The organism is Emticicia sp. W12TSBA100-4 (genome assembly GCF_040253585.1).
In the GTDB taxonomy this organism is placed as follows: Bacteria; Bacteroidota; Bacteroidia; order Cytophagales; family Spirosomataceae; genus Emticicia.
The window spans coordinates 184,562-211,496 of the sequence record NZ_JBELAU010000011.1 but is presented as its reverse complement, the minus strand read 5'-3'; the positions used below and the strand labels follow the sequence as shown (position 1 = coordinate 211,496).

17 protein-coding genes and 1 other RNA gene are annotated in these 26,935 nt (G+C 35.6%); 8 read left to right on the top strand and 10 right to left on the bottom strand.

Annotation, left to right across the window (positions count from 1 at the left end; genetic code table 11):
- Positions 1–166: 166 nt before the first annotated feature.
- The gene (locus tag ABR854_RS17785; RefSeq protein ID WP_350267060.1) at positions 167–3,247 is read right to left on the bottom strand and encodes an amidohydrolase family protein; all 3,081 of its coding nucleotides are present in this window, start codon (positions 3,245–3,247) and stop codon (positions 167–169) included.
- Between the two features lie 233 nt (positions 3,248–3,480).
- Between ABR854_RS17785 and ABR854_RS17780 the strand changes: the two genes are divergently transcribed.
- From ABR854_RS17780 to ABR854_RS17765, 4 genes are all read left to right on the top strand, one after another.
- Positions 3,481–4,503: an aminodeoxychorismate synthase component I gene (locus tag ABR854_RS17780; protein WP_350267058.1), complete on the top strand. Its 1,023-nt coding sequence runs from the start codon at positions 3,481–3,483 to the stop codon at positions 4,501–4,503.
- A 55-nt stretch (positions 4,504–4,558) separates the two neighbouring features.
- A complete protein-coding gene (locus ABR854_RS17775) occupies positions 4,559–5,095 on the top strand; it encodes an aminotransferase class IV (RefSeq protein ID WP_350267056.1) in 537 nt (178 codons plus the stop codon).
- Positions 5,092–6,213 carry a flavin-containing monooxygenase gene (locus ABR854_RS17770; protein WP_350267054.1) on the top strand — a complete coding sequence of 374 codons (1,122 nt, stop codon included), beginning with the start codon at positions 5,092–5,094 and terminating at the stop codon, positions 6,211–6,213. The genes ABR854_RS17775 and ABR854_RS17770 overlap by 4 nt, the downstream gene beginning before the upstream one ends.
- A gap of 92 nt (positions 6,214–6,305) precedes the next feature.
- On the top strand, positions 6,306–6,632 hold the full coding sequence (locus ABR854_RS17765) for a T9SS type A sorting domain-containing protein (protein WP_350267052.1): 327 nt from the start codon (positions 6,306–6,308) through the stop codon (positions 6,630–6,632).
- A gap of 359 nt (positions 6,633–6,991) precedes the next feature.
- Here ABR854_RS17765 and ABR854_RS17760 read toward each other — a convergent pair whose 3' ends face one another.
- The 5 genes from ABR854_RS17760 to ABR854_RS17740 all read right to left on the bottom strand — a co-directional run bounded on the left by ABR854_RS17760 (position 6,992) and on the right by ABR854_RS17740 (position 17,275).
- The gene (locus ABR854_RS17760) at positions 6,992–8,641 is read right to left on the bottom strand and encodes a hypothetical protein (protein WP_350267050.1); all 1,650 of its coding nucleotides are present in this window, start codon (positions 8,639–8,641) and stop codon (positions 6,992–6,994) included.
- A 42-nt stretch (positions 8,642–8,683) separates the two neighbouring features.
- Positions 8,684–9,376, bottom strand: a complete 693-nt coding sequence (locus ABR854_RS17755; RefSeq protein WP_350267048.1) for a hypothetical protein — start codon at positions 9,374–9,376, stop codon at positions 8,684–8,686.
- Between the two features lie 341 nt (positions 9,377–9,717).
- Positions 9,718–11,823 carry an outer membrane protein assembly factor BamB family protein gene (locus ABR854_RS17750; protein ID WP_350267046.1) on the bottom strand — a complete coding sequence of 702 codons (2,106 nt, stop codon included), beginning with the start codon at positions 11,821–11,823 and terminating at the stop codon, positions 9,718–9,720.
- A 203-nt stretch (positions 11,824–12,026) separates the two neighbouring features.
- Entirely contained in the window at positions 12,027–15,311 is a 3,285-nt protein-coding gene (locus ABR854_RS17745) for a hypothetical protein (RefSeq protein ID WP_350267044.1), read from the bottom strand.
- Positions 15,312–15,418: 107 nt separating this feature from the next.
- A complete protein-coding gene (locus tag ABR854_RS17740; RefSeq protein WP_350267042.1) occupies positions 15,419–17,275 on the bottom strand; it encodes an OmpA family protein in 1,857 nt (618 codons plus the stop codon).
- Between the two features lie 792 nt (positions 17,276–18,067).
- On the opposite strand from ABR854_RS17740, the gene hisG reads away from it, so the two are divergent.
- The 3 genes from hisG (at position 18,068) to hisD (ending at position 20,852) form a co-directional block, all read left to right on the top strand.
- A complete protein-coding gene (gene hisG / locus ABR854_RS17735) occupies positions 18,068–18,937 on the top strand; it encodes an ATP phosphoribosyltransferase (protein ID WP_305952505.1) in 870 nt (289 codons plus the stop codon).
- Positions 18,938–18,965: 28 nt separating this feature from the next.
- Complete coding sequence (locus ABR854_RS17730) at positions 18,966–19,439, top strand: Uma2 family endonuclease (protein ID WP_350267040.1); 474 nt, start codon at positions 18,966–18,968, stop codon at positions 19,437–19,439.
- Between the two features lie 141 nt (positions 19,440–19,580).
- Entirely contained in the window at positions 19,581–20,852 is a 1,272-nt protein-coding gene (gene hisD / locus ABR854_RS17725; RefSeq protein WP_350267038.1) for a histidinol dehydrogenase, read from the top strand.
- Positions 20,853–20,899: 47 nt separating this feature from the next.
- Here hisD and ABR854_RS17720 read toward each other — a convergent pair whose 3' ends face one another.
- The 3 genes from ABR854_RS17720 to ssrA all read right to left on the bottom strand — a co-directional run bounded on the left by ABR854_RS17720 (position 20,900) and on the right by ssrA (position 23,251).
- Entirely contained in the window at positions 20,900–22,060 is a 1,161-nt protein-coding gene (locus ABR854_RS17720) for an aldose epimerase family protein (RefSeq protein ID WP_350267037.1), read from the bottom strand.
- 89 nt (positions 22,061–22,149) lie between these two features.
- Complete coding sequence (locus ABR854_RS17715) at positions 22,150–22,743, bottom strand: pyridoxamine 5'-phosphate oxidase family protein (protein WP_350267035.1); 594 nt, start codon at positions 22,741–22,743, stop codon at positions 22,150–22,152.
- A gap of 131 nt (positions 22,744–22,874) precedes the next feature.
- Positions 22,875–23,251, bottom strand: a transfer-messenger RNA (tmRNA) gene (gene ssrA / locus ABR854_RS17710).
- 248 nt (positions 23,252–23,499) lie between these two features.
- Between ssrA and ABR854_RS17705 the strand changes: the two genes are divergently transcribed.
- Positions 23,500–24,669, top strand: a complete 1,170-nt coding sequence (locus tag ABR854_RS17705; protein WP_350267034.1) for a cytochrome-c peroxidase — start codon at positions 23,500–23,502, stop codon at positions 24,667–24,669.
- Positions 24,670–24,722: 53 nt separating this feature from the next.
- On the opposite strand, the gene ABR854_RS17700 is transcribed toward ABR854_RS17705, so the two are convergent.
- Positions 24,723–26,843 carry a Tex family protein gene (locus ABR854_RS17700; RefSeq protein ID WP_350267032.1) on the bottom strand — a complete coding sequence of 707 codons (2,121 nt, stop codon included), beginning with the start codon at positions 26,841–26,843 and terminating at the stop codon, positions 24,723–24,725.
- Positions 26,844–26,935: the final 92 nt, after the last annotated feature.

The following is a 26,935-nucleotide window of genomic DNA, read 5'->3' as shown; positions in this document are numbered from 1 at the left end:
TTTACTTTAATTACAATTGCTTATTATTAAAATAAATTAATAATAAGCAATTATAACCATTTTCATTTTAAAATATAATTATTATAATTTACAATTGTATTTTATACACTTATAAATAAAAAAAGCCTTGAGGTTATCAAGGCTTTTAATGACTAAATAGATAAAATTACTCAGTCCCGTGAAACAAGTTGGCTCCAAAAATACGACCACCTGAAGCACAACGGCTACAATCTTCAGCATCGCCCATTTCAAGAATTGTATCGCAGTGAATGTGCTGATTTCTTCTTGGCATGGCTCTTTGGGTCGGATTACCTGTTGCTTTCTCTGCGAGCATTTTTAGCATAATTCTGTTACGCTCTTTGGCTACGCTTTCACGCATTTGTTCATCTTTTTCAATATCAAAATAAACTGTTCCATCAATGATTGTCTTTTCTGGACGAGCATAAATCGAAAGAGGATTGTTATTCCATAATACAACATCGGCATCTTTCCCTACTTTGATACTTCCGAGACGGTTATCTAAGTGAAGCATTTTTGCAGGATTTAACGTTACCATTTTCCAAGCTTCTTCTTCTGACATTCCTCCGTAAAGTACAGTTTTTGCTGCTTCTTGATTTAGGCGACGAGCCATTTCGGCGTCATCAGAATTGATTGCCGTAGTTACGCCAACTTTAGTTAAGATTGCCGCATTGTGAGGAATCGCTTCTTTAACTTCCATTTTGTATGCCCACCAGTCCGAGAAAGTAGAGGCATTTACACCGTGTGTTTTCATTTTATCAGCTACTTTGTAGCCTTCAAGAATGTGTGTGTAAGTGTTAATATTGAAATTGAAAGATTCGGCAACTTTCATTAACATATTGATTTCAGACTGTACGTAAGAGTGGCAAGTAATGAAACGCTTTTTGTTGAGAATTTCTACCAAAGCATCTAATTCTATATCACGGCGAGGAGGAGTTATGCCTGTTTTGTTGCTAAGGGCATTATAATCTTTCCAAGCTTTTTCGTATTCTTTTGCACGCTGGAATGCATCGGTATAAACTTGCTCAACACCCATACGTGTTTGAGGGAAACGGCCAGATGGCGAAGGATTATTGCCATTTTTTACGTTTTCTCCCAAGGCGAATTTAATAAAACCATCAGCACCTTTGATTAGTAAATTATTAGGGTTTTCGCCCCATTTCAACTTAATCAAAGCCGATTGACCGCCAATACAGTCAGCCGAACCGTGTAATAATTGTGATGAAGTTACACCACCAGCCAATTGGCGATAAATATTTATATCTTCCGAATTCAAAGCATCTTCTTGACGTACTTCCGATGAAACTGTTTGTACTTCATTGATTGAAAATAAAGCAATGTGCGAGTGCTCATCAAAAATTCCGTTTGTTAAGTGTTTACCCGTTCCATCAATTGTTTTTGCACCTGCTGGAGCAGTTAAGTTTTTGCCCACCTGTGCAATTTTTCCATTTTGTAATAAAACGTCAGTATTTGCTACAATTCCATCTTTTTCATTTGTCCAAACAGTAGCGTTTTTAATCAACATTGTTTCTTGCTGAGGTTTTTGTTCACTACCATAAGCTGTGAAAGGAAATAGTACTTTTCCAATTTGTGGTACTTTTGCTTTAGATGTATCTTTTTTAGCAACTTCTGCTTTTGGTGCATCCTTGTAGATAGCTTCCCATTTCACTTGTTTACCATCACCTAAAATGGCTTCGCCTTTGATATTTTTTCCATCGTAATACCCACTTAAACGAGACTCATTTGCATCTTTTTTGTCAAGTTTGGTCGTAATCGTCAATAAATCACTGATACGACTAACTTTTGGTGTTGTTTTTACTGTATCGTTTGAGATAAACTGGTATTCAGGTTTGTCAATTTTTCCTGTAATATTTAATTTATAATTCGATTTATCATCAATTTTCAAATCATAGTTTCCTCTGATGTCAGTTACATTCATATCATTTAGAATGTAACGTTTGCCTTGAATCCAGTTCTCGTAAATTACATTATCCTTACTAAAAAGATTTTCAGAAGTAATAATGAAATTAGCCAACATTCCTTTTTTCAAGCTTCCAACCATGTTATCAACTTTCAATAATTTAGCGGGTGTCGAAGTAAGTGCCTCAAGTGCTTTATTTTCAGGTAAACCATATTCTATGGCTTTGCGGAGATTTGCCCAAAATTCAGTTTTGTTTCTTAAACCAGATGTAGTGAGTGCGAAATTGATTCCAGCTTTTGATAAAAGTCCTGCATTGGCTGGTGCCATTTCCCAATGTTTCATTTCATTAAGTCCAACCATGGAAGCATCAAAAGGGTCTTCCACATCATAAGCTGTTGGGAAACTCAAAGGAAGAATCAATGAACTATTAATTGCTTTTATTTCATCAATTCTTTGGTATTCATCGCCTGCTCCTTTGATAATATACTGTACACCGAATTCTTTTCCAATTTTATCAGCTCTCAAAACAGCCAATTTATCTGTCGCTTCATAAATTTGTGGAAGTGATTGCATTTCGTTGAAAGCATCTAAAGAAAGATTTCTCTCTTGAGATTTTCCACCTTTTTTATACCACTCAGCATCGTAGTAAGTTTGGCGAAGCAAAGCAACCGAACCCATCAAAGAAACTGGATAAGTTTGAGTCGAAGAACCTTTATTGAGGGAATAATGAGCTGAAGCTTTAGCTTTTAACAAAACTTCGTTTTCTTTTTCAGATGAGAATGATACAAATGCAGATGTTCCACGTACGATACCGTCAGCAATGTGAACAGCAGCACTACCAAACCCAATTTTACGCATTTCTTCTGCTTTAACAGCATTTACTTTAAATTCGACTGTGGCATCAACTTCAGGTTTCACCGCTTGGTTCCAATCGAAAGCCCCTTTTTTATTACTTTCGAGTTGAGGAGAACCACCAAAACCTCTTCCGCCTGCTGGACGCTGAATTTCGGGCATACCGTAGTCAGAATAAATATCAATTAAAGATGGGTAAATTCTTTTACCTTTCAAGTCATATACAACTGTTCCGTTGGGAACTTGTAGGTCTTTACCAACTGATTCGATATAGCCATTTTTGATATAAATCATGGCATTGTCAAGTACAGTTTGGGCATCTACTACGATTGTAGCATTTTTGAAGGCATATTGAGCAGGACGCTCATCGTAAACACCATTTCGCTGAAAGGTGACTTGCGAAAAAACTGAGCCAGATATAAATGAAACAATGAGTAAAGTAAGAAGTTTTCTCATGGAGTAGGTTTAAGATGTTTGATGAATGAATGATATTGCGAAATTGACAAATTTTACTCAATAAACAAAACTATTGATATTTTTGTGAAAAGAATAGCTGAACTAACTAAATACAATTCCAAAAAGTGAGTTTTAATCGACAAAAGTTTGAATGAGATTTTGAAAGATGTTTAATTTTGAATGAAATAAATCAAGATTTGGTTAGAGGTGTAGGGTAGAGGTAAAACAAGTGTATGAAAGCGAAATTAAATAGAGCAGAGAGTATAAAAAAAATTAATGAATTGGCCGCTAAAGATGTCCCATTTTTACTTGTAAGTGATTTTGAGGGACAAAATGCGATAATATCGCCGCTCGAAAACCTTCAGCAAGAATCGCTAAAATTTTGGATAAATGGCCAGACAAATCATAAAAAGTTAGACAGAGATTTAAAAAATATTCAACTGGATAAACAGCCCATTTCGTATGAAAACTATAAAATAGCTTTTGATTTAGTTCAGAAAAATATCTTACTCGGAAATAGTTTTTTGACAAATCTCACATGCGAAACGCCCATTGATTTGAATATCAGTTTATTGGATGTTTTTGAACAAAGTGATGCCCGTTATAAAATTTATTTACAAGACCAATTTGTGTGTTTTTCGCCCGAAATTTTTGTGAAAATTGATGAACTGGGCAAAATTTCTTCCTTTCCGATGAAAGGCACGATTGATGCGAGCTTAGAAAATGCTGAAGAGATTATTCTGACCGACAAAAAAGAGCTTTATGAACATACGACAATCGTTGATTTAATCAGAAATGATATTAGTAAAGTTGCCAATAAAGTTTGGGTTGAAAAATTTAGGTATATCGATAAGATTCAGACCAGTGATAACAAAAAGTTGTTGCAAGTGAGTTCGCAAGTAAGTGGTTTATTATCAGGTAATTGGAGAGAAAGTTTGGGCGATATTATTTTCTCACTTTTGCCTGCTGGCTCGATTTCAGGAGCTCCAAAAGATAAAACCTTGGAGATTATTGCTGAGGCTGAAAAATACACTTATCAAGCACAATATAAAAATACCTGTATCCAGAGAAAATTTTACACAGGAATTTGTGGACTTTTTGATGGAAAAACCTTTGATTCGGGAGTAATGATTCGTTTTATTGAAAAGACCCAAAATGGCTTAGTTTATAAAAGTGGTGGTGGAATTACTGCCCGAAGCATTGCTGAAAATGAATACCAAGAAATGATTCAGAAAATATATGTCCCTATTGTTTGAGACAATCAAGTGCCAAAATCGGCAGCTACATAATTTATATTATCATAATTTTCGGGTGCGGTGGTCGCTCGAAAACTTATTTGGTATAATTGGCGATTTTGATTTTCAGAATAGCATCGAAATTCCTGATTGGGTAGGCGAGGGGATTTATCGTTGTCGAGTAAGTTATGGTAAAGAAATCAGCAGAGTTGAATTTTTTGAATACGAATTTAAGCATCCAAAAATTATACAAATAGATGAATATCAGTCTTTAAAGTATGATTTTAAGTACGAAGATAGAAGCCGATTTCAGCATTTACTAAAACTTTATCCGAAAGCTGATGATGTAATTATCACTCAAAATGGTTTACTTACCGACACAACCTATGCAAATTTAGCTTTTTTTGATGGAACAAAATGGTTTACACCAAATACGTATTTGCTTCTTGGAACTAAAAGAGAATATTTGCTTGATAATCAATTGCTTACGGAAGTGGAAATTTCGGTTAAAGATTTGATAAAGTTCAAACGAATTTCTTTCATTAATGCGATGCGAGATTTAGATTTGAGTTATGAATTTGAAGTGAACAATAATATTATTTCGATAAAATGACAATTCATAAAAATATAATCATCGGTGCAGGGCCGTCGGGGCTTTCGATTGCTGGGCGTTTAAGCAAGCTGAAAATTCCTTTTATTCTTTTAGAAAAATCGGAAAATGTAGGAAACGAATGGCGAAACCATTATGACCGACTTCGTTTGCACACTGATAAAGTTCATTCAGAATTGCCACACTTGCCATTTCCTGCCGATTACCCAACTTTTGTGCCGAAAGACCAATATATTCAGTATCTTGAATCTTATATAGAGCATTTCAAAATTCAACCAATCTACAAACAAGAAGTTATTGATATTGTAAAAAGAGATAAAATTTGGCACGTTAAAACTCAAACCGATGAGTTTTTGACTGAAAATGTCATTGTTTCGACTGGTTATAATCGTGTGCCAAAAATCCCACATTTTATCAATGACTCTTTGTTTGGTGGCGAAATCATTCATTCTAATCAATACAAAAATGGAAAGTGTTATGCTGGAAAGAACGTTTTGGTAGTTGGTTATGGTAATTCGGGTGCTGAAATTGCGTTGGATTTATACGAAAATGGAGCAAAAACTTTTGTTTCGATCCGTAATCCTGTAAATATCGTAAACCGAGAGTTTTTGGGGCGTTCAACTCAAGGATTGGCCATATTTTTATCAAAATTTGGTAATTCTTTTTATGATTTAATATCAAAAATTTTCAAGCGACTATCAACTGGCTCGATGAAAGATACAGGTATTCCGATTTCACCGCTTGCACCTTCTGAGCAACTTCGCAAGCAAGGAAAAGTTCCTGTGATTGATGTTGGAACTTTACAACAAATCAAAGAAAAAAATATACTTGTTTTGCTTGATATTCAGGAATTTACGCATGATTCGGTGATTTTTAAAGATGGTCAACATATTAAGATTGATGTGGTTTTGTTAGCTACAGGTTATCATGCTCATCTGGAGAAAATAATTAAAAATATCGCTCCTCTGCTCAATGAAAGAGCATACCCAAAAGAAATGTGGCACGAAACCGAACCATACAAAGGATTATATTTTTTAGGATTTAATTTGCCATTAACTGGAATTTTGAGAGATATTAACCTAAGTTCGGCAAAAATTGTCCAAAAATTGACTAATTCTTGACTAAAAATAAATTTGCTTTTGTAGTTTTCGTTGGCATGATATTGGCTTAATTTTTAACTAAAACAATATCATCTTAATAAACCAACACGATTATGCAATTGAAAAATCTTTTACCTGCCCTGATACTTATAGCCATGTTTGGCCAACCCACTTTCGCACGTGATGCTGACCGTCCAGAAATTAAATATTCTAATAAAAGATTTGAAGTAAAAGTACCTGAGAAAAAAGTTAAGACTTTAGAAGTTGAAATCAGAGATGTACACGATAATTTGGTATATGGTACAAGATATTATAATGTTAGTAATTTTGAAAAAATATACAATATCAGTCAATTACCTAAAGGAAAATACTTTGTAAAGATTGTATCTGATGGTAATGTTTACCAAGATGTAATTAAAGTAAAACGCAGAAGTTTATAAACTTCATAAAATATATTACTTGAGTCTTCCCTAATTTTATCAGTAAAATGGTTAATTAAGGTCTGGGAGACCCCGTCTGATATTTAATATAAAAGCCAATTTGACTTTAGTCAAATTGGCTTTTTTTATAATCCTATTCTTGAGCTATAATGAATGTAAAAAAGTAGCTAAATGATTGCTATAAAAGCTTTCATTTGGCTACTTTTTTATAAACTATAATATAAAAAAATCTCTAAGTCATTAATTTCAATATTTGCCAGGCATTGCTTTCCACATTTGCAAAGTGGATGGTCTTTGATTAGTAAAGTGGAACAGTAAAGCCAGCACCAGTATAGATCATTTTTTATGTTCAGGATTCGTCATTTACACAAAGGATGATCTTTGGTAAGTTGAATCGGCACTGTAAAGGTCTCAGTTGTACCTGTATTGATTATTTTCGTATAATCAGGGTAGGCAACTGATCTGAAATTCATGTCGACACCATCAGGCAGAGAGGTTATTAGTTTAATTTTATTATCACCACTATCATAACTTACATTGCCTAAGAATGACCAGTTAACAGGCGATAATAAAGTACCTTCGATACCTACATTATATGGTTTGATTTCTAATGGTTTATCGTTCTCGCAAGTAACATTGATAAAAATAGTTTTGTTTTTGTTTGTACTTGTTTTAAAAGTAAAATTAGTACTACTCATTGTTCCATTTGACCGAGTAACCTCAAAAACTTGAGTTCCAACTCCAAAGTTTACTTTTAGAACAAGTTTAGTGACATTCAAACCAATGTTTTCAAGATCTAAAGTGTAACCACTACCACCACTATTCTTTTTAATTTCAGTTGAGATATTTTGAATAGATGGTTCACCTCCCTCCTCGGTTGGTGCATAAAATGCCTCGATACTACAAGGATAAGATGCGGCACTTACACTTCCATCAGAGTTAAATGTTACTTTGACATTGAAAGTTGATGAACTATTAGAGATGATAAAGTCAGCTAAAGTAAACCATGATAAGTGGCTTGTTGGGAATGTAACAAATAATTCATTTCCTCTGCTCACAACAACGCCTTCTTTTTCATAAGTCCAAACACCAGTTGATTCACTGTAACTATAGATAGGGAATTCATCACCCACCTTTACTTTTTGCTTCGTTTTAGGATTGATTCTATTTGGTGAAATTTCAAAAGAAATATCTACTGGCTGGGAAAAAGTGGAAACTTTACTTCCATTTGTAGCTTTCATTTCAACTGCTGCAAATACCGAAGGAACTAATGTCCCCTTAACATTCGCTTCTCCATTTGGCCCTTTGGATAAAACTGTAGTATTTGAGGCAGGAAAAGCTTTGGCAGATTCACTTGATTGGCCTGAAAATGTGGCAACGGTAGTTTGTAATGCCCCTGAAAGTGTTGCTCCATTTTTGTCTTTCATGACAGTTCCTTTGTCCACTTCAACGATAGTTGAATTTTGACCATTAACCGCTACAATTGAGTTGTCTTGACTTGAACCAGTTGTAGCTGAGTTTGTGATAGTCCCTTGTTGCACAGCAGATCCAACTGGTGGGGTCGATGCTTTCACTAATAGAATTTCAACAGGAGGGTTATTTACGCCTTTCAACGAAACATCTCGGCTTGAAGTGAGATAGCCATCTACGCTTATAATAATCTTAAAATCTACAGGTTGGGTTGCAGTCGGGGTAACATTTCTCAAACCTAAATAGATTGAGGGTCCCTTTTTAGTATAAGTTGTTTTGGCTTCACCTTCAAAGTTGATAATATTAGCAGATTCCTTACCAATAATTTCGATGTTGATTTTATCTAAAATTAAATTTCCAGTTTTGGCATCTTTTACCTGTGCCTCTACAAACGAATCAGCTGGTTTGTAGTTCATGATTAATTTTATGTCTTTACCAGGGTCTAAATTCTTTAAGTCTTTGCAAGAATCGAAAAGAAAAGTTACGCCAATCAATAAGCAAAACTGAATGAAACGAGGTAAAATAAGGTTAGTCTTCATTGGATTCATGGTTATGAATATTTTTTTAAATTTTATTTAAATTTATTTAAGGGCATACGAAAACCCGAATTTCATGACAGGATAAAGATAGAGAGGTTTAAGATTTGCCTGTAATTGCGGAGCTTGAGCAGCCGTTGGTTCGATTGAACCAGTACCAGTCATCTCAATTTTTGGCGAACCAGAGTATAATACTCCTAAATCAAATAAAACCCTAAATTTACCATTGTTAGGATTTCCCAAAGATATTCCAAAATAAGGAGCTACTTTATTGTATTTTACTTTCAATCCAAGCGAGCCTGTTTCTTCGGGAGTGAAGATACGGTCATTGAATTTGATATTACTTTTAGGAAGAACACCTAAATCTATCGCAGTTAGGTTATAAAAGACGCCAGCATTGAGTGCCAAAAACTTTTTAAAAGGATAATAATCAATTACTGCTCCTACATTACCCAGATTCAATTTGGCATCATACTGTGCCTTGCCTTCTTCAACGTCAGTGCCTTGATCAAACGTGATAACGTCCTTTCTTTGATAACTATAAAACGAGACAATTCCTCTGAAATTGATCTTTGGCTTGAAGTTATAAGATACCTCTGGTGAGATTCCAGTAGTACCAACTTTTAAAATAATTGCAATTTTCTTCGGAGTACGAATGGGCTTACTTGGCTTGGTTTCTACATCTTGTGCAAAAACTACTCCTGAGCAAAGCAAGAGAAATAGGAAAGTTTTTTTCATAGCAGGATACTCTTTTTTTTGGTTTAGAAAATCAATTTATAAAAGACGGTGAACCTAAAAAACGTATAAGGTGTAGACTATTTGCTTAATGTGTAGAGTATTTACATCTTAAAGATAAGATTATTTGATATAAATAATGTGTCTTTTTTTAGGTTTTTATTATACGGTACCATATCTGGTATAATAATAATTTATAATTGTATTATTGTTATTAAGTTAATATTGGGTTTTTAAAAAAAACTGAGATAACTCATAATTGTTTTGCTTAAAACCAAATGAAAAACCCCTCACGTAAGCACATGAAGGGTTTGTTGACTTAACCTATGATGAAAAAAAAGGATTTATGGCAAAGCAAATGCTACATATTGATTGCCTTTTTTAGTACCGAGTTTTGTGCCTCCGCAAGCTATTACGATATACTGTTTTCCATTAACTTGATAGGTTGATGGAGTTGCAAAGCCTGCCGCTGGCAATTTAGTTTCCCATAATAATTTCCCAGTTTTTTTGTCAAAAGCTCTAAACATTCCGTCTTTTGTTGCAGCTATGAAAAGTAATCCACTTGCTGTTATTACTGGACCACCATAATTTTCTACGCCTGTATTTTCAATACCTTTGTTCTTCAAACTTTCTTCATATCCGAAAGGTATTTTCCATAAAAATTCACCAGTATTCAAATCAATCGCACTCATTGTTCCCCAAGGTGGTGATATTGCAGGCAAACCTTTACTATCTAAAAATTTATTATAACCAGTGCTCTTATAAGGTAAATATACAGGTTTTGAAATATTTATGGCTGATCCGACCTCTTTTTTCTCATCTCCAAATAAAAATGATACAATCGCTTGCTTTTCGGTCGCTGAAAGTGCCGTAAAACCAGGCATCATTCCTTTCCCATTACTGATAATATTTGTTAAGAAAGATTTATCTCTTTTTTTGTGAATATCAATTAAAGATGGATAATTTGATTTTGGGTTTCCTTTTCTGTCGTTTCCGTGGCAAGCTGTACAGTAAGAAACATATAGTTTTTCGCCCGCACTCAAATTGTTTAGTTTATCTTCTTTTGGTGTCTCAACCATTGTTTGTATCCAAGCCATTTCGTTGGCATTTACGTATAAAACTCCTTCGGGGTCAGCAGCTGCACCGCCCCATTCAGCACCCCCATCATAACCCGGAAAAATTACAGTTCCCTCTTTAGTTCCTGGGTGATAGAGTGAAGTTTTATACTTCTTGAAATTCTGAAGTAATTCTTGACGATTTTCAGCATAAGGACTAATGTCCTTTTCGGTCAAAGTATTTGATTGTCGAGCAAATGGAGCGGGCTTAGTCGGAATCGGTTGCGTTGGCCAAGCTGATTCTCCTTCCAAGTCTGATTTCGGAACAGGCATTTCTTTTATTGGAAAAATTGGTTTTCCTGTAACTCTATCAAAGACAAATACGTATCCTTGCTTAGTCACCTGTGCCACAACATCAATTCTTTTCCCATTTTGTTTTATCGTCATTAAATTTGGCGGAGCAGGCATATCTCTGTCCCAAATATCGTGGTGCGTTGTTTGAAAATGCCATAAACGTTTACCTGTTCGTGCATCCAAAGCTAATAAACAGTTGGCAAAAAGGTTCTGTCCTTTGCGATTTCCACCGTAAAAATCATAACCAGCCGAGCCAGTTGGCACGTAAATGATGCCTCTTTTACGGTCAACTGACATTCCTGCCCAGTTGTTTGCTGCACCAGTGTACGTATTTTTGTAAGCATCTTTCGGAAAAGTTTCATAACCAAATTCTCCTGGGTAAGGAATTGTGTGGAAAGTCCAAGCCAGTTTTCCAGTTTTAACATTAAATGCTCGAATATCGCCTGGGGCGGCATCAGCCCCTTCTGAAAGGCGAAGTGGCATTACGATTAAATCTTCAAAAAGTGTTCCTGGGGTATTTGAAATGACAAACTTATTTTGAGCAATTTCAGGTAAACCTGTGTGTAAATCAGTTTTTCCGTTATCGCCAAATGTTTCGATTGGTTTTCCAGTTTTGGCATCTAAAGCCCACAAATTTGGCCCTACCGTATATAAGATTCTTTTATCGTTGCCTTCTTGCCAGTAAGTTACGCCTCTACTGGTACTTGCCCAGTTTTTGAGCGGGTCACCGAAACGCCAAATTTCTTTACCTGTTGCAGCATCAAGTGCAAATGCTTGAACTGAAGAGGTGACACCATATAAAACTCCTCCGACAATGATTGGATTTACCTGTATTTGTCCCGAATCAGGAGTTGAATACGACCAAACAATTTGTAATTTATTAACATTTTCGGGGTTTATTTGTGTCAATTTTGAATAATGGTTTCGGTCGGGCCCACCTAAATATTCTGCCCAATCAACATCGCAAGAATTGGTTTGTAGGGCAGAGGCAACAATAAAAAATAGTATTGCCAAAGATCCAAAAAATACTTTTGATTTCATATAGGTAAAGGTTGAGTATAGAATTTATTGGTACTTATTTTTTAGTTATGCATGCCATACAAAGTGTGCCAAAGCATATATTATATTTCTCGTGTCAGCCATGCTGTTGCATGGCATGGATAAAGTGGAATTCGTTTGAAGAATTTATTGTGCGAGAATTAAAAATATTCTCAATTCTTCATTTTTAATTATCAATTAAACCCTTATTTTTCCTCTTTTCGCTCATCAATATCTGATTCGGGGTCGTTGTTGTATGATTCAAAGATTTCAGGATATTTGTTTTTGAGCCAACGGTATTGTTTTGAATTTAAGAATATAAATCTTGGACCGACTGATTCTTCCTCGTCAGCTTCCGAAAAAATTTGATAAAACATACCCTCAGCATTATTTTCATTAAGTGCCTTATTGATTAAGTCCGAGAGTTTTCCTGTGTCAAAATCAAAAACCTCATACTCAATTTTGTCTTTTTTGTTTTTGGGCTTTAATAGGGATTTTACAAATTGTTTTTCTTCGTACTTTTTGCCATTTGGCATCACAAAACTGTAAGTAAATGTGCGGTCGGAGTAATTACCTTTTTTTAAGTTTTTAGTGAAGTTGTCGGTCAATTGAGTAGGTTTAAACTGATTTCTTGAAATCTTAGTCAATGAATCAATAGCAGATTTATAAACATTTTTGTAAGACTCGACATCCCAAATATTGCATTTAATAATAACATTTTTGAGGTTTTCGAGAATCGAAAGTCCATTTGTTTGAAATTTACGAAGATTAATAATAAAATCATCTTTTTCGATACTTGACATCTTCTCTATAAATTCAAATTGAGCAAAATCATCAAGCAAAGCATTGATACTATCTCGGCTGAAAGTTCTTTCATACATCGTAAAATCGACGTAATTATTGGGCAATGTTTCTTCTACAATTGTGGCTTGAGTACTATCAAAAAGCACATAAGAGAGTTTCGGACTTCGATAATCACAGACAATCACCAAACGATAGGGCGAAGCAATATCAGTCAAATAATCATTGATAATCTTAAACTGATTCTCGCCAATTGATGGAAAATAATTTGAATTAGGTTTTTTGAGTGAATCTAAATTGTTTTTAATTGTTTTTTGTAATGAAATAAATAGTGTTTGTTTATAAACTTTGCCATCTATCAAAGCCGAAATATTTTGTTGGTCAAAGTCTGTTTCGGTACTGTCAGTGCTTTCTCTGAAATACTTTACCTCACTGATTTTAGCTTTTGGCAGAAGTTTTTCGTTGACTTTATTTAGAATATAAGCGTAAAGTTCGGTATTTGATTTACCCGAAAGTTCGTTCAGATCAATCACAGCAACTTGTTTGCTTTCCTTCAAAATATCAGATGGTTCTTTAGCATTTTTGGTGTCTGTTGCCGCGTCTTCAGCCAACATTTTTTCTCTTTTTAGGGCTTTTGCAAAGTTTTCTGTACTAAATGCCGCTACTTGCTGCTGATAATTACCATAAATATTAGCTTTCTCGGGGTCATTTAAAATTTCAGGGTGTTTAGTTTTTAAATATGTTTTTTGCTCTTTTGTTAAGAAAATATAGCTTTCTTCGCCACTAAAAGCGTATGAATTTTGTGTATTTATTTTAATGAAATTTCCATTAACCCTATTCTCGTCTAAGGCACGATTTATTTCTTCAAGCCAATCTTGTGTATTGAAAAATAGACCATTAAAATTGAGAGAAAATTGATTTTCTTTGACTTCATTCTCAGTATCTACATGAGCGATTTTATTTTTTGACTCATATTTTTTGTTGTTTAGCCTAAAACTTACCACTAATTCACGGTCTTTTTTATTCCCTTTCTTGATTTCTGTTTCAAAATTGTCGGTAACTTTTTCGGGTTTAAAAGCACCTCTTGAAATTTTTTCGAGGCTTCCAATAAAGTTTTTGAACATCAAAACTTGCTCTGCTTCTCTCAATGGTAACGGACTGACTTTGGCAATTACTTCTGGAAATTGTGACAACAAGCTACGTTTAATGTTGGTATTATTTTTAGGCTCAAAACGCAAATCAACAATGGCTTTGTCGGTCATTGCTGTATCCAATGATTGAATAAGTCCAATTTGTTGAAATTCTTTAATAATTACATTAAGGCTATCACGACTGTTTTTATCTGAAAAGCTGATTTTACTGCCAAAAACGTTTTCAAAAAGAGGATTTGTTTTGTTTTTATCAATAAAAAGCACATTTTGTGTACTATCGACCAAAAGAATAACTTTACGTGAATCTCTGACCGACAAGAAAGGATTATAATCATTGCTGACAACTATGATACGTTTATTAGAATGTTGGTCGGTCAAAAAATCGTTAATTGACTGAAAATCCTTGTTTGAAAAACCAGTCAAAAATGAAAATGCACTGGCATAAGATGTAATGATGGATGAATCAATGTCAATATCCGGCGGAATACTTTTTTTGATAGTTTTGATGAAAGAAAAATCAGTATCAGCTTTTTGACTGTATGTTTTTCCGCCAACTTGATAACTAATTTTATATTTATTTTGATTGGCAAACGGGTTTTTTATTGGAATATTAATCAGACTTTGTGCCTTTTCTTCTTCATTTTTGCTCAATTCTGTGAGTTTTATTTCATTAAAATCGAAATTTGGCAGTAACTTTTGCTTGATTTCTTTCCAGTAGGTTTCATAGATTTCGCTTCGAGTAAGGTTTTTTTGCTCAGAAGGAATAATGATGGCGTTTTTGCAGAAAGATAAAATTTCAACTTTGCTTTTCAGTTCATAGTCTTTGTAGGAGTTTTTGAGCGAATTGGCATCAGTAGTTGATAAGAGATTTTTTTGTTGTAAACTATCAATTAGTCTAAATTGTGTTGCTTTAAGTGAAGAATAATTATCATAAAAATAGGTTTGTCTGGCTGCGTAAATAAAAAAGCCAAAGTCTTTAATTAGCTTGATTTGGCCTTTTTCTAACCAAACGACCAATTCGTTATAAACTTTTTCGTCGATAAGGTTACTTGCTTTTAATTGTGCAGCAAGTTCAAGGTAGTTAGTCTTTGATGGACGAAGATTTTGTTCGATAGCAAGAAATGTAAGGGGATTATTAACTTTTACATCACCTTCGACTTCGGTTTTGAAAAGCATTTTCTCACCCAGCATTTTTTCTGATAATTCTCTCAAACGAATAAGTTCATCAGCAGCAGAACCCACATTTCGCATTAATTCAAATACGCCAATAAAACCTAAAATTGCTGTACGAGATTTTACAAGTGAATCAGGAACTTGATTTTTGCCAAATTGCCCAAACGCACTGCCTGACATTCGTTGGTTGAGAACTTTATCTTCTTTATTGATAATTTTCAAGAAAGAATCTTTACCAAATTCAGTGATTATTTCTCGCTTTTGGAGAGTATCAAGATAATCTGCTATTTGTTTATCGGTAAGTTTTTGTGCAAACGTGTTAGCGAGCGGTAATAAGAGTAAAAGTAGTGAGAATATTTTTTTCATTGTCGATTATCCTTTTTTTCTTCAAAAATAGAAGAGAATATAGAAATAACCTATTTTTTGAAAATACAAAAAAAATCGCCACAATGTGCAGCGATTTTTAAAAGGTCTTAATACACGATGAATCTTACCCTTCGACTTTTTGAAGTATCTTCTTTGCCTTTAGAGTCTCTTATAACTTCTTGCTCGCCCAGACCTTTAACCAACATACGGTTAGGGTCAATTCCTGCTCTTCTCAGATAGTCTGCACAAGATTTGGCACGGCGTAACGAGATTCTTTGATTGACAGCAGCATCACCAACACTATCCGAATAACCAGCCAACTGTACATTCAATTTTGGATTTAATGTCATCAACTCAATCAAGCGATTGATGTCAATATAGTATTCCGATTTTACGATGATTGAATTTCGGTCGAAATACACATCATTAAGTGTGTAGACCTTTTTCGTTTCAAACGAAATATTCGGATCACTTTTCAATTTGAATGTTTCCGTAGGTTTATTCATATCAACCTCTGGAGCATTCACATAAGGATTTTCTTTTTTATCTACTTTTGAAGCTGCTACAATAGGAGAGATAGTAGTTTTAGCTTCGAGTATAATTGTTTTTACAAATTTTTCGTCAGCATCACTTGTTTCAGGAATCCAGTTGCCTGTGTAGTCAGCATTTCCACCACCTGAAACCGACAGACCGTATAAGTTTCCAAACACTACACGAGCATTATTATTAATGTCAATTGGAACAATTTGGTTAGTATTTAAATCAAATACTCTGATTTTTGCATTGTTAATAACATTATTATCAGGCCCTAATACTTTGATTGTATAGCCAATGTTTTTTGGCATCATCTCAATAGTATTATTAATTGTTTCGGTTCCATTTACATCTTCAAGACTTACTTTTATCTGATTTGCTGGTAAGTATCCTGGTGCTTCGCAAGCCAGCGTATAATTGTTGCCTGCTTTTAGCTGCATCAACGAAACTCCATTTTTAGCTGAGAATGAGGCTGAATTTCGGCTATTCATGGCCACAAAAACCGAAGCATCGATTGGTTTTTTTGTCATAGCATCTACAACCATTACGTTTACAGGGATTTGTCTCGCACCTCTAAATTTATTTGGTAAAGCAGCATAATAGATATCACCTTTTATCTCTACATAAATTTCCTCAGTATTTCCAGTAATGGCTGTGTATTCTTCATGGTTTGGTGTATTCAAGAAATCTACATCCTTAGGGAAAGTCCAACTGCCATCTTCTTGTAATTCTGTTTGGTAGAGGTCAAATCCTCCAGCACCACCACCACGAATTGAGCTAAAAATTAAAGAGCGACTATCGGGCATAAGTGTTACGTTTCGTTCGCATTCTGAATTGATTGGCTCTCCCAGCTTCTCAAAGTTGATCCAATTCCCATCGTCAGTTTTATTAGCTACCCAAATCGTATAACATGATTCTGTATTACGGTATTTTTCAAACTTCTCACGAACGAAAAACAGCATTTTACCATCCTGCGAAACACTTGGACTTCCTTCATACATGGCTGTATTTAAAGGTTCTCCAACATTTTGTGTATCACTCCATTCGTTACCCATGCGTTTTGCATAAAAAATATCTCTATCGCCAAACCCACTTGGTAATATAGCATCGAAATACAATTCCCTACCATCAAAGGTAAGACTTGTACCCATTACTTTTCCTTTCTGAACTTTATCTGTGATTGTTTTAATGAGTTGAGGTGTTTCCCAAGCGGCTGATTTGTCAGCACGTGTACTCATGAATACTTTTGTACCATCCGGACGGTCTTGTACAAATACGAATGTTTTTCCGTCTCCACTAATCGAAAATGCGTGTTCACGATACTCTCTTGTATTGATTGGAGTACCAATTGATTTTAAGTTACTCTGGGCGATGGCTTCATTGCTACCTAAGTAAGCGATTGCAGCCGCAAAAAGCACAACCTTTTTCATTTTTTTCGTCATTTTGGGTTCACTGTGTAAGATTAACCATGTGTTTGATATTGATTAATGGAGTCCAAATTTTGTGCCAAAAAATTATCAAACGGTAGTATGAAATAAGTAAAAATTTATTTTATACGTTTTTAGTGGTTATTCTTTACAAAAAAGGAAGGAATGTAATTTCCAGTTTTGCAAGTAATTGTTAAGTTCTGTGTTATGATTTTATGAATGACTTTTGCTGAACACTAAACAGGCAATGGCTTGATTAATGTTGTGTGCTTTTATAATCTGAATGCGGTATGTCATCAGATAATATTTTAGATAGAATAATAAGTTATTCAAGTATTGGTATTGTCACAATAACGGTACTTGAAATTTTATTTGGTTGGATAAATATCAAGAATAAATCATAGTAATGGATTTATTTGATAAATTTGAATGAGAGCTTGAATCACTATTCTTTGAATAGTGTCAAAGGTTTAATTGAAAATCGCCATAAGGCAGATGCAAGCTAAAATGAGGAAAGAAATGATTTTTTTTGTTTTTGTCGAGAATACACCACGTGGTTTTGACGAACCGAGCGAGATAGAATTTTTCATTTTAGGGTTACGTTAGAGATTATAAGGAAAGCATTTATTGTTTACTTTTGTAAATTTATAAGTTTTAAATTTAATTTTCAAAATATTTTGAAAGTTTTTTTTTTACAATAAAAACAAATGTTTTACTGATAACCGAATATTATTTTGTCATTGACAAGCGATTAAGTTAATTTTGTGCTTTGACCAAAGAAATTTTTCGATTCAGATGCCAAATACAGATTCAATTTTGAGAATTGCCCTCCAAAAATCGGGTAGATTAAGTGAGGATTCGTTTAGATTATTTAAAGAGTGCGGAATAAAGTTTGAAAGCGGTACAGGTAAGCTAAAAACATCCTCATCAAATTTCCCTGCTGAGTTTCTTTTTTTACGAGATGATGATATTGCAGGCTATGTAGAAGATGGTGTTGCAGATATTGGAATTGTTGGCGAAAATGTATTCATCGAATCAAATCGCAAGGCTGAAATTACTTATCGTTTAGGTTTTTCAAAGTGTCGCCTATCAATTGCCGTTCCACGTGGCGTTGATTACAAAGGAATTGATGATTTTCAAGGTAAAAGTATTGCTACTTCGTATCCTCGACTTTTGGGTAATTATCTGAAAGAACAAGGTGTAAAAGCCGAAATACACGAAATTAGTGGTTCGGTTGAAATTGCTCCAAGTATTGGTTTAGCTGAAGGTGTTTGCGATATTGTAAGTTCAGGAAGCACACTTTTGAGCAATGGCTTGAAAGAAGTTGAAACAATTTTCCGCTCAGAAGCAGTTTTGATTTCAAATAAAAAGTTACCAAAAGCAAAACATGATACTCTCAACAAATTGTTATTCAGAATAAAAGCTGTACAAACGGCTCAGAATTATAAGTACATTTTGTTGAATGCACCGAATGAAAAATTGCAGGATATTATCAACATGATTCCAGGAATGAAAAGCCCGACCATCGTGCCATTGGCAATGGAAGGTTGGAGTTCGATTCATTCTGTGCTTGAAGAAAATCAGTTTTGGGAAAATATTGAAGCCATTCGCTCAGCAGGAGCAGAGGGTATTTTGGTAATTCCGATCGAAAAAATGATTTATTGAGCAGATTGTTGAATAAATTTTAATCAACATGATAACAAGTCTCGAACAATTAGACCTCACAAAGGCTTATACATTCAAAGATTATCTTTCTTGGAGATTTGAAGCGGGCGGCGTTCCGCAAAGAGTGGAATTACTGCGTGGTTATATTGCTAAAATGTCACCTGCACCGACGAGTACCCATCAAATAATTAGTGGTAATCTGCATTTTAATCTGGCATACTTCCTGCGAAAGAAGCCTTGCAAGGTCATAGCTGCCCCATTTGATGTATATCTTCCATCAATCAAAGGTGAAGGTGAAACTGTTGTTCAACCAAATTTGTGTGTAATATGTGACACCACTAAAATCAAAAAACAAGGTTGTGTTGGTACTCCAGACTTTGTGATTGAAATTCTTTCACTCGGCAACTCACGTAAAGAAATGACTCAAAAGTTTCAGATTTACGAGCAAGCTGGGGTAAGAGAATATTGGGTTGTGTATCCTTATGAACAAGTGATTCATTAATATATTTTAGAAGGAGAGAAGTTTCAAGGATTACCAATTGCTGAGAAAACGATAAAAAGTGAAGTTTTGCAAGGTTTTGAAGTAGATTTAGATACGATTTTTGATACAATCGTTGAGTAAGGAATTTTTAGAAAAAACTAAATGAATATTATATCATTTCCACAACGCTCCGAATGGAAGCAATTGCTTGCTCGACCAGTGCAAGAAATGGCCGAAATTGAGCAGAAAGTATTACCCATTTTACAAAAAGTAAAACTCGAAGGCGATGCTGCCCTCAGGGAGTATGCTCAGAAATTTGATAAAATTGAACTCAATAATTTTCAAGTTTCACAAGAAGAAATTGATGCTGCTGAAAGCCAACTATCGGAAGAGTTGAAGGAAGCTATTTGGCAAGCATACAAGAATATTTATACTTTTCACGAAGCTCAAAAACAAACCCCCGAAGTTATAGAAACAATGGCGGGTGTAAGATGTTGGAGAAAAAGCGTAGGTATTCAAAAAGTTGGATTTTATATTCCAGGCGGTACTGCTCCACTTTTTTCAACAGTTTTGATGTTGGGAATTCCTGCCCAAATTGCTGAATGTCAAGAACGAATTTTGTGTTCGCCAAGCAATCACCCAGCCATTTATTATGCAGCGAAATTGGTCGGAATCACCAAAGTTTTCCGAATAGGGGGGGCTCAGGCAATTGCCGCAATGGCGTACGGAACCGAAACAATTCCACAAGTTTATAAAATCTTCGGGCCAGGCAACCAGTATGTGACTGCTGCCAAACAATTAATGAGCAAAGAAGGTGTAGCAATTGATATGCCAGCTGGCCCATCAGAAGTAGCTGTTATGGCCGATGATTCGGCAGTGCCATCTTTTGTCGCCTCTGATTTACTTTCGCAAGCCGAACACGGTGCTGATAGCCAAGTTTTGTTGGTTTCTACGAGTAAGAAATTTGTTTCGGCTGTAAATTTGGCTGTTTCTGGGCAATTGAATCGTTTGCCAAGAAAAGATTTGGCTACTAAAGCAATCGAAAATTCTAAAATTATCTTGCTTGAAAGTCAGCAAGATTGTATTGATATGCTCAACGAATATGCTCCTGAGCATTTGATTTTAGCAGTTGAAAATTATAATGAAGTTGGCGAAAAGATCATCAACGCTGGGTCGATATTTTTAGGTAATTACACCCCCGAATCTTGCGGAGATTATGCTTCGGGTACAAATCATACATTACCAACTAACGGTTATGCACGAGCATACAGTGGAGTTTCGCTTGATAGTTTTGTAAAGAAAATTACTTTCCAAGAAATTACTAAACAAGGGATTTTGAATATCGGTCGAACGGTTGAACTAATGGCCGAAGCTGAATCATTAGAAGCTCACAAACGAGCCGTTACTTTGAGAATGGAGAGTTTGTTGAATTAGAATATATAAAGGAAGGCTTCCCTCAAAGGGAAGCCTTCCTTTAAAACTTACTTAGCAGAAAACTTATAAACAGTCGTTGTTTGATAAGTTTCATTTGGTTTCAAAACAGTCGTTGGAAACTTTGCTTGATTTGGCGAATCTGGATAGTGTTGAGTTTCTAAACAAAATCCTGTACGAAATTTGTAATTCACACCTTTTCCTGCTGGCACGCCATCTAAGAAATTTCCTGTATAAAATTGCACTGCTGGTTCAGTTGTTAAAACTTCCATTACACGACCAGAAGTTGGTTCGTAAACGCTCGCAATCGTTTTCAAAGTTTTACTCGAATCAGTTGCTACCCAACAGTGGTCATAGCCTTTCCCGTATTTAATCTGAATATCTTTCGCATCATTGATTCTCGCACCGATTTTAAATGATTTTGTGAAATCAAAAGGTGTACCCGCTACTCCTTTCAATTCGCCCGTTGGAATTAGGGTTTCATCAACTGGTAAAAACTTATCTGCATTGAGCATCACTTCATGGTCAAGGATTTCTTTGCTAAAATCACCCGAAAGATTGAAATAAGCATGATTTGTTAAGTTTACAACCGTTGGTTTATCAGTAGTTGCTTTATAATCAATCTTTAAAGAATTGTCTTTTTGTAAAGTATAAACTACTTCAACATCCAGTTTTCCAGGATAACCTTCTTCTCCATCGGCAGAAGTATAAGTGAGTTTCAATTGAGGTTCTTCACCGTCAACTGGCGTTGCAGACCAAAGAACTTTATCAAATCCTTTTTTACCGCCGTGAAGTGCATTTACGCCATTATTTTGTGCTAACGCATATTGTTTGCCATCCAATGTAAATTTCCCTTTTGCAATTCTATTACCGTATCGGCCAATCAATGCACCAAAATAGGGTACTCCTTTTAAATAGCCTCCCAACGAATCGCAACCCAAAGCTACATCTGTATATTTACCATTTTTATCAGGTGTTGACCAATAGGTTATAATTCCACCATAGTTCGTTATTTTTACTACCATTCCTGCACTATTTTTTAGTGTGTAGAGGTCGGCAGCTTCGCCCGTTGGTAGCTTTCCATAACTTGTTTTTTCGATTTTGTTGACTGCGGTTGTTGAATCACTTGTAGTATTTTCTTCTTTTTTTGAAGTACAATTTTGGAATAAAATGGCACTACCTAACAAAATACCAAGAACTTTTACTTTCATAATGTAAGATTGAGTTTAAGATTGGATAGAAAATTAGAATGAAGATGTAAGTTAGCATTTTATGTTTATTCATTCAAAAAATATCTTTTCTAAATCTGTCGCCAGTAAAACTCATTGGCTTTGTAATCAAAAAAGCCTCTTTTGTTGCCTTTTGCATTCAGAAAAACGAAGTCCATCGCAAATGCCTTTGTTTCAATGACACAAAAATTGTTGTAGGCAAAATCAAGCAATTCTTGTTCAACATCTTTCTTGTTTACATCAATCATTTCGGGTTCCGATAAAATACTACCTGATTTTGCTTGAGTTGTATAGCACATTTTGCTGGCTAATCTGGAGTTTTCCCAAGCTCTATCAGCAATATCATTCGTATGATGTATCGTAGCTTTTGTGTAAATTCTGAGTTGAAGTTTTAATTCAGCATCATAAAAAAGCCAACTGAGAGCATCGTTTTGGCGTAAATGATTTATTTTTTCGGAGCGAATATCGGTATGAAAGCGAAGTGTTTTTTCTTCTAAATTGATATTTCTCAAAACTACCGTACGTTGTTCGGGGAAATAATTATTGATTGTGGCAATAATACCTTGATGAAAAGCTGATTTTGCAGTTTTGACAGATTCTTGGAGTAAAAGCCAAATTTGTTTTTCAATTTCTTGTAAATTATTTTCTAAGAGTGTTTCTTTCATTAAAGGCCAAGTAAGTTTCAGAGACAAGATGCTATAAATTTGAAACTGTCTGTGGGGAAGAATTGTTATTAAAAACAAAAAATCTGATAAGCAAGAGTGTGTTAACTCATTGATTATCAGATTTTTAGTGATTGTGGAGACGCAGGGACTCGAACCCTGGTCCGAACTTGGCAATCGACGAGCCTTCTACATGTTTATTCGGTCTTATTTATTCGAGAGTAGGTCGGTGTCCGACATACCAAATCTACTCCTTAGAAACCTAAATACTAATTACCAACAAGTTCCCCGCAAATAATCGCCTCTGCAGGTTCGACACCCCGAACTCCCCAGCGGCAGAGGTTGGCCAAGGCGGGATGTGGCTAAATGGTTAATTCACTCCGGAATTAAGCAGCCATGGCATACGAAGTATTGCCAGTTATTGTTTGGAAGAATTTTTAACAGGAGGTTCTACCAACTCCCGACATGCTTTTACTCGCAACCACTCACGCCGTCAAAACCGGTCGTCCCCAGTTGTTTTTTAGAAATGCAAAAGTACACTTTTTAGTTCATTTTTGCCAATTAAACTTTTTTCAAAAAAAATGATACAGGCCGCAAGTTTTTTTTAATTATTTCGTCTAAGTAATAGAAACTTAGCAAAATCTTAATTTTTTGACCGTTATTCCTATTATTTACGTACGCTAAACTGCCTTTATATTTTGATGAAAATTTACGTTTAATTGAAATTTAGTACCAAACACTCTTAAATCTAATCAAAATATGAATGTAAAATCAAGAATTTTATTTGCCTTTTTGTGTTTTTTAGCAGCTTTTATAGTGGCTTGTCAAAAACACGAAGAATTAGCTCCTTCTATCAACACTTCTACTACCCCAATCAGTATCGAAACTTCATTAAGAACAGATAATGCAAGTGCTTCCACCGAAACTATTGCTCTCGGCAAAGCTTTATTTTGGGACCCTATTTTATCGGGTAAGCGAGATGTCGCTTGTGCCACTTGTCATCATCCAGCGAATGGCTATGCCGATAACCTTGATTTATCCATTGGCGTAAATGCCGTTGGTTTAGGTACAAACCGACATTTTTTGAATCCAAACACTTTTGCTTTCGTCAAACGCAATGCACAAACTATTCTCAATACTGCTTTTAATGGGATGGATGCCAACGGAAATGTAAATACCGCAACCGCCCCCATGTTTTGGGATTCAAGAGTTCGGAGTTTAGAAGCACAATCATTAGAACCAATTAAAGCACTGGAAGAAATGCGTGGAAATGCTTACTCGGAAGCTGCCGCACTCGATAGTGTAGTGGCTCGCCTTAAACGTATTCCACAGTACCAACAATTATTTCAGACTGCTTTTGGAAATGCTCAATCAATCACGGCAACAAATATTGGAATTGCGATTGCTGCATTTGAGCGAACGTTGGTGGCGAATAATTCGAGAGTTGACCGATATAAGGCTGGCGAAACTTCAGCTCTTTCGGCTTTGGAAATAAGAGGTATGAATGCTTTTCAGACGGTTGGTTGTGCCAGTTGCCATTCTGGGAATATGTTTTCCGATTTTCAACTCCACGTCCTTTCGGTTCCAGATAATACAAAAAATGCCCAATCTGATGCAGGTGCAAACAATACGTATGCGTTTCGCACACCAAGTTTGCGAAATTTACGAGTGACAGCACCTTACATGCACAGTGGAGTTTTTCAAACCTTGGATGATGTGGTTCGGTTTTATGGCAGAATTGCGGGCGGTAATTCGCAGAATAGAAACGTGACGGTTCGACAAATTGACCCACGCATTAGAAACATAAGAATTGGAAATAATCAGGCAGCGATTGTGGCTTTTATCAATGCCTTATCGGATGATAATTTCGATAAAACTATACCCGCAAGCGTGCCGAGTAGATTGGCAGTTGGAGGGAATATTAGATAACAAATGAAACTGGCTTTCGGGAATTCTCGAAAGCCTTTTTTAATTTTAAGCTATTAAAACTTCATCGAAAGCCCAATTCGTTTTCGTGGAATATCAATTTCCATTACTTTTACTTGTACTTTTTGGTGCACTTTTACAACTTCATTCGGGTCTTTGATAAAACGATTGGCCATTTGAGAAACGTGAACCAAGCCATCTTGATGCACGCCTACATCAACAAAACAGCCAAAAGCAGTAATATTTGTTACGATTCCTGGTAAAATCATGCCTTCTTTCAAATCTTCTATCGCATGAACGTCGGAGGCAAACTCAAAGGCTTCGAGCGTCTCACGAGGGTCACGGCCAGGTTTTTGAAGTTCGGAAAGAATATCGTTTAGCGTTGGCAAGCCAACTTTATCAGTTACATAATTTTTGAGAATATTTTTCGATTTAAGTTGTTCATTACCAATGAGTTCGGCCACTTTTACACCCAAATCTTTCGCCATTTTCTGAACGATTGGATAGGTTTCTGGGTGAACTGCTGAATTATCCAATGGATTTTCTGCTCCACGAATACGCAAGAATCCTGCACTTTGCTCGAAAGCCTTTGCACCCAATCGTGGCACTTTTTTTAATTCCTCTCTCGAACTAAAAGCCCCATTTTTTGCACGATAATCAACAATGTTTTGTGCCAAAGCAGGTCCCAATCCCGAAACATAACTTAAAAGATGCTTACTTGCTGTATTGAGTTCAACTCCCACCAAGTTTACGCAACTTTCAACCACCGAATCAAGGCTTTCTTTAAGCATTTTCTGCTCGACATCGTGCTGGTATTGCCCAACTCCGATAGATTTTGCATCAATTTTTACGAGTTCTGCCAGTGGGTCCATCAATCTTCGTCCAATCGAAACAGCTCCTCTGACGGTTACATCTTTATCAGGAAATTCTTCACGGGCAATGGGGGAAGCAGAATAAATTGAAGCACCTTGCTCCGAAACCATGTGAACGGCAGCCTTCAAATTTCCATTTTTTATGACCGATTTTACGAGAGTTTCGGTTTCACGGCTTGCCGTTCCGTTACCGATGGCAACGGCATCAATTTTGGATTCCAAAATTAATTTTTTGATAACCGCTTCGGCCTCCATTTGTTTCGTTAATGGATAAACGACCGTATCATAAATCAAATCGCCTTGTTCGTTCAGACAAACCACTTTACAGCCCGTGCGAAATCCTGGGTCGATGCCCAAAACTCGTTTTTGTCCGAGTGGCGATGCCAACAAAAGCTGACGCAGATTCGTTACAAAAATTTTAATGGCCTCACTATCAGCTTTTTGTTTTGAAATATTGCTAAATTCAGTTTCGATACTTGGTTTTAAAAGTCGGTCATACGAATCACTGATGGCTTGTTCCACTTGTTCTTTGGCTTCAGGTAAGCCTCGCAAATAAATTCGGTCGAGAGCATCCACTCCACGTTCGGTTTCAATTGAAATATCAATCGATAAAAATCCTTCTTCTTCACCACGACGAAGTGCCAAAAGTCGATGCGAAGGAATTTTTGAAAGTGGCTCAGAAAATTCGTAATAATCTTGGTACTTGATTCCTTCTTCTTTTTTTCCTTTCTTAACCTTAGAAGTTATGATCGATTCTCGCTCAAACAATCTTCTGACGGTATTTCTTGCCTGAATATCTTCATTTATCCATTCAGCCATAATATCTCTCGCACCTTGTAGGGCATCAGCAATATTTTCAACTTTATCATTGAGGTATTTTTCGGCAATTGCTTCAATATTTCTGTCTTTCTGAGCAAAAATAATCTTAGCCAATGGCTCAAGCCCTTTTTCGATGGCGATACTTGCACGAGTTTTACGTTTTTGTTTATACGGCAAATATAAATCTTCTAACTCATTGATATAAAGTGCGTTATTGATTTTTGTCAATAACTCGGGTGTCATTTTTCCTTGCTCCTCAATCGATTTGATGATTGCTTCTCGGCGTTTATCAGCTTCAAGAAATTTGTTGTAAAGGTCTTTTGTATCGGCTACTTGAACTTCGTCCATGCTGCCCGTCATTTCTTTGCGATAACGAGAAATAAATGGCACAGTAGCACCTTCATCAAGTAATGCAATGGTATTTTGAATACTTTTTTCGGGTACTCCAATTGTTTGGGCAATTAATTGTATTTGTTTTTGGGTCATTGTTCCAACCTTTTTTTAGAAATTTGAATCTACATAAATAAACTTCCCCTCCTTATTTTCAAGGAGGGGTGCCTGACGAAGTCGGCGGGGTG